Genomic DNA, 5,238 nt, shown 5'->3' on the forward strand with positions numbered 1-5,238 from the left:
GATCGGCGCGACGTACCCGCTGGAGCACGCCGAGGAGGCGCACGCCTCGCTCGCCCGGCGGGCGACGGTGGGCAAGTCGCTGCTCGTCGTGTGAGCTGCCGGGGCGCGGCACCCCGCGCGCGTGCAGGTGCGCGCGGGCAGGGAGGCGTGGACCGGGCGCGGGCGGGGCTCACATGTGGATCGTGGGTGCCCCGCCCTTCAGCTCCCGTGGTGCGCCGGACCGGTAAAGGAACACGGTCACCAGGGCGCCGACGGCGAAGAAGCCCGCCGACCACCAGAACGCGGTGTGGTAGCTCTCCAGCGCCGCCTGCGCCCGCACGGCCGGGTCCTTGGGATTGCGCCCGGAGACGTAGTCGGTGGCGGCGCTCGCGGAGATGGTGTTGAGCAGGGCGATGCCGATGGAGCCGCCGACCTGTTGCATGGCGTTGACCGTCGCGGAGGCCACGCCCGCGTCGTGCACGGAGACGCCCAGCGTGCCCAGGCTCATCGCCGTCGCCACGACGAGCCCGAGGCCGAAGCCGACGATCACGGTCATCGGCAGGATGTGCGCCGCGTACGAACTGCTCAGGTCCAGCGTCGTCATCCACACCATGCCGACCGTCGCGATCGCCATGCCCACCGGCACCACCAGCCGCGGCCCGATGCTCGGTACGAGGACGTTGGTGGCGAGCGTCGCGGCGATCACCAGGCCGCCGACCATCGGCAGAAAGGCGACGCCGGAGTCGATCGGCGTGTAGTCCAGACCCGTCTGCAGGTAGTACGTGAGGAACAGGAAGACGCCGAACATCCCGCCGGCGGAGATCAGCATGCCGAGGAAGGACGCGCCGCGGTTGCGGTCGGTGACGATGCGCATCGGCAGCAGGGGATGCGCGCTGCGGGTCGACCACCAGGCGAACACGGTCAGCAGCACGGCGCCGATGATCAGCAGCCCCCAGGTGGCGGGCGCACCCCAGTCCTGGTGCTCGGCGTTGGAGAAGCCGTAGACGACGCAGAACAGTCCGGCGGTGACCAGGGCCGTGCCGGGCACGTCGAGCCGGACGCTCCGGTCGCGCGCGGTGTGGGTCAGCAGCGCGGAGGCCAGGCTGAAGGCGACGACGGTGAGGACCACGTTCACGTACAGCGTCCAGCGCCAGTCCAGGTACTCGGTGAGCACGCCGCCCAGCAGCAGGCCGATGGCGCCGCCCGCGCCGGACACGGCGCCGTAGACGCTGAACGCCTTGGCCCGCTCGCCCGGGTCGGTGAACGTCGTCGTCAGCAGCGACAGCGCGGACGGCGCCAGGAGCGCGCCGAAGGCGCCCTGGAAGGCGCGCGCGCTGATGAGCATGTCGAAGTTCACGGAGGCGCCGGCCACCGCGGACGCGGCGGCGAAGCCGACGAGGCCGATGAGGAAGGTGACCTTGCGGCCGACGAGGTCGGCGATGCGGCCGCCGAGGAGCAGGAGGCTGCCGAAGGCCAGCGAGTACGCGGTGACGACCCACTGCCGGTCGCCGTTGGAGAAGTCGAGGTCGGCCTGGGCGGACGGCAGGGCGATGTTCACGATGGTCACGTCGAGGACGACCATCAGCTGGGCGAGGCCGAGGACGCCGAGGATCAGCCACCGGTGGCGGTGGCTGCGCTCGTCGTGGGACGGGTCGGCGGCGCCGGCCGGGCCGGGGTCGTCGGGGGGACCGCTGCCGGCTTCGGCACGGGTACGGGACATGACGGGCTCCGTGTGGGGGGTCGGATGCTCGGAGGGCCGGACTCGGCGCGTACAGGTACGGGGTAGGGGTATGCGTAAGGCGCGGGCCGAGTGCGAGGGCACCGGCCGGCGGGCGGCGCACGGCTGCCTGCGGGACGGTGCGGGGCGTACGGGTCAGGAGTGGCGCAGCGCCGGCAGGACCACCAGGTCGACGAACCGGGCGAGGTACGTGGAATCGGCGAACGCCCCGTCGATCAGCGGGCGTATGACGACCGCGCCGAACAGCAACTGCGGCAGGAACTCGGCCGCGCCCGGCTGCCCTTGCAGCTCGCCGCGCTCCACCGCGCGGTCGAGCAGCCCGGACAGGTGCGTCAGCTCGTAGTCCGCGAGGGAGGTGTGCAGGGTCGCGGCCAGGTCGCCGTCGGTGAGCGCGGCGTGGTGTATCGCGGCGATCAGCGCGGTGTCCTTCTCCGCGGTGGTGGACAACTCCTCGACGAGACTGATCAGATCGCCGCGGAGGGAGCCGGTGTCCACGGCGCCGGGGTCCACGGGCCGGTTCGCGATCATCGCGGCCACGACCATCTCCGCCTTGCTGTGCCACTGCCGGTACAGGGTCGCCTTGCTGCACCGCGCACGGGTCGCGACGAGGTCCATCGACAGCGCCTCGTACCCCGACTCGCGCAGCACGCCCAGCACGGCTTCCAGCAGCTCGCGCTCGCGCTCGGGGGTCATGCGGGGGCGGCGGATCCGGGCGTCGGAGGTCTGGCCGGGGAACTGGCCCACGGGTCTGCCGGGCATGACGGGCGATCCTATCCGTACGGAACGGTTTCGTACCGGCCACGCTAGATCGCGGCCGGGTGAAACGCAACCGTTTCACCCGGCGACTTCACGGCGGCGTCCCCACCCTGCCAATCCCCCTTTTATGCATACTCTTTCGAGCGATTGCCGCACTCGGCGCAGATGCCTAGCGTCGAAGTATGACGATCTCCTCGCCGGCCTCCGCGGAGGCCGGGTGCCGCGTATGACCGGAGCACCCGCAGAAGCCCTCCGCGCCCTCCTGCCCCCCGGCCCCACCGGCCTCGGCATCGCCGCCGCGCACCCGCTGGCCGGGTTCGTACCGCACCTCGTCCCGCCGCCCGAGGCAGAGCCCTCCGCCCGTACGGAACCGGACCCCGAGCCGGCGTCCGGCACCGGACCCGGTCCCGGCACCGCGCCCCCGCCCGACGGCGGCACCGAGCACGGCGGCCTGCGGATCCCGCCGCTGTACTGCCCCGACGCCCTCCGCAACGACCCCGCGCTCGGCGAGGAGGTCAACGAGCGCCTGGTCGAGTGGGCCGAGGAGATCGGCATCTTCACCGGCCGCATCGAGCGGCTGCGCTCCCACCAGTTCGGCAGCCTCTTCATGCTCGCCCACCCCGACTGCGACGACCCCGACCGGCTGCTCGCCGCCGCCAAGTGCGGCCTGTCCGAGTGGTCCGTCGACGACCACTGGGTGGACGAGGGAGAGGACCCGGACCCCGCCCTGCTCGGCGAGCGGATGGCGCTGGCGCACGCGGTCATCGACCCCGTGCGGCTCCCCGCGCGCTACATGCCGCAGTTCGAGGAGACCGTCCAGCGCGAGCCGGTGCTGCGCGCGTTCCGCTCCGCCCTCGCGCACCTCTCGCGGTACGCGAGCCCCACCCAGGTCGCCCGGCTGCGGCACGAGTTGGCGGTCATGTTCGTCGGGTACGGCCAGGAGGCCGAGTGGCGCTCCTCGGCGCGCACCCCGGCGGTGTGGGAGTACCTGCTGCACCGCTACGAGAACGCCTTCTTCCCGTGCATGGTCCTCGTGGACCCCGTCAGCGGGTACGAGCTGCCGCCCGACGAGTTCGCCGACGCCCGGGTGCGCCGCACGTACCTCTACGCCGGCACCGCCAGCGTGCTCCTCAACGACCTGTACTCGATGGGAAAGGAAGACCCCACGGACACGAACCTGCCCAATCTGATCGCCGCCGAAGAAGGCTGCACCCTCCAGGAGGCCGTGGACCGGACGGCCCTGATCCACGACGAGCTGATGCACACCTACGAGGCGGAGGCCGCGGCGCTGACCGCCGCCGGCTCACCGCACCTCGGCCGCTTCCTGGCCGGGGTGTGGGCCTGGATGGGCGGCTGCAAGGAGTGGCACGCCACCAGCGCGCGCTACCGGACCGCCTGACCCGCCCGGCCCGTCCCGCCCGTCCCCCTCCGGCCCCCTTCCGTCCCCGACGCATCCGCGGGTCCGCGAGTCCGGCCCACGCGTCCCGCACCGGCACGTCCCGGACCACCCCTCGAACAGCCTCAGCAGCCCTTGCACGCTTCAGCACGCTCAAAGCACGCCCTCAGAAGGAGAACGACCATGGCGGCTGCCGCCGACACGAACGTCCTCACCAGCCCGTACCAGCACTCCATCGCCGACTACTGGAACCGGGAGAAGGACCCGGTCAACCTCAAGCTCGGCGACGTCAGCGGGACGTACCACCACCACTACGGCATCGGGGACGTCGACCAGTCCGTGCTGACGGGCCCGGAGGAGACCAGGGAAGCGCGGATCATCGCGGAGATGCACCGCCTGGAGACGGCGCAGGCCACCCTTCTGCTGGACCACCTCGGCGAGCCCGACGCCTCCGCCCGGCTGCTGGACGCCGGCTCCGGCCGCGGCGGGTCGAGCTTCATGGCGCACGAACGATTCGGCTGCCGCGTCGACGGCATCTCGATCTCGCAGTCGCAGGTCTCCTTCGCCAACGACCAGGTGCAGCGCCGCGGCCTGGGCAGCTCGGTGCGGTTCCACCTGAAGAACATGCTCGACACGGGCTTCGACACAGGCGCGTTCCGCGGCATCTGGAACAACGAGAGCACGATGTACGTGGAGTTGGCCCAGCTCTTCAAAGAGCACTCCCGGCTGCTCACCCGCGGCGGCCGGTACGTGACCATCACCGGCTGCTACAACGACGCCTACGGGCTGCCGTCCCGCGCCGTGAGCCAGATCAACGCGCACTACATCTGCAACGTCCACCCGAGGTCGACGTACTTCAAGGAGATGGTGGCGAACCGGCTGGTGCCCGCGGCGGTCGTCGACCTGACCGAGGCGACGATCCCGTACTGGGAGCTGCGGGCCAAGTCGTCGGTGGCCACGGGGATCGAGGAGGTGTTCCTCACGGCGTACCGCAGCGGGAGCTTCCAGTACCTGTTGATCGCCGCGGATCGGGTCTGACCAGACCCGACCGGCTCGCCCGGTGGGCGCCCGCGGCCGGCGGGACCCACCGGGGCGGCCCGGCGCCGGTGTCCGCGTCCGCGCCGGCGCCGGGGCAGGCCCGCGGTTCAGGGGCGGGCAAAAGGTGATCGGCCGCTCACGGAGTGCGTGAGAGGCTGGCGTACGTGCGCATTGGGGTGCTGGGTCCGCTGGAGGTGGCGGTCGGCGGGGTGCCGGTGGAGATCGCCGGCGGCCGGCTGCGCGCCCTGCTCGTACGGCTGGCACTCGACCCCGGCCGGTACGTCGGCACGGTGCTGCTCGCCGACGGCCTCTGGGGCGACGCCGTCCCCGC

4 protein-coding genes are annotated in these 5,238 nt (G+C 72.1%); 2 read left to right on the top strand and 2 right to left on the bottom strand.

The genetic code is table 11. The features are described 5' to 3' along the window. Positions 1 to 169: 169 nt before the first annotated feature. Entirely contained in the window at positions 170 to 1,699 is a 1,530-nt protein-coding gene (locus H5J30_RS16605) for an MFS transporter (protein WP_181788206.1), read from the bottom strand. A 153-nt stretch (positions 1,700 to 1,852) separates the two neighbouring features. Beyond that, positions 1,853 to 2,476, bottom strand: a complete 624-nt coding sequence (locus H5J30_RS16610) for a TetR/AcrR family transcriptional regulator (RefSeq protein ID WP_181788207.1) — start codon at positions 2,474 to 2,476, stop codon at positions 1,853 to 1,855. A gap of 223 nt (positions 2,477 to 2,699) precedes the next feature. Between H5J30_RS16610 and H5J30_RS16615 the strand changes: the two genes are divergently transcribed. Together H5J30_RS16615 and H5J30_RS16620 are read left to right on the top strand one after the other, a co-directional pair. Then, on the top strand, positions 2,700 to 3,872 hold the full coding sequence (locus tag H5J30_RS16615) for a family 2 encapsulin nanocompartment cargo protein terpene cyclase (protein WP_181788208.1): 1,173 nt from the start codon (positions 2,700 to 2,702) through the stop codon (positions 3,870 to 3,872). A gap of 180 nt (positions 3,873 to 4,052) precedes the next feature. Beyond that, positions 4,053 to 4,907 carry a geranyl diphosphate 2-C-methyltransferase gene (locus H5J30_RS16620; protein ID WP_181788209.1) on the top strand — a complete coding sequence of 285 codons (855 nt, stop codon included), beginning with the start codon at positions 4,053 to 4,055 and terminating at the stop codon, positions 4,905 to 4,907. Positions 4,908 to 5,238: the final 331 nt, after the last annotated feature.

It is taken from the genome of Streptomyces phytophilus, assembly GCF_013870535.1.
In the GTDB taxonomy this organism is placed as follows: Bacteria; Actinomycetota; Actinomycetes; order Streptomycetales; family Streptomycetaceae; genus Streptomyces; species Streptomyces phytophilus.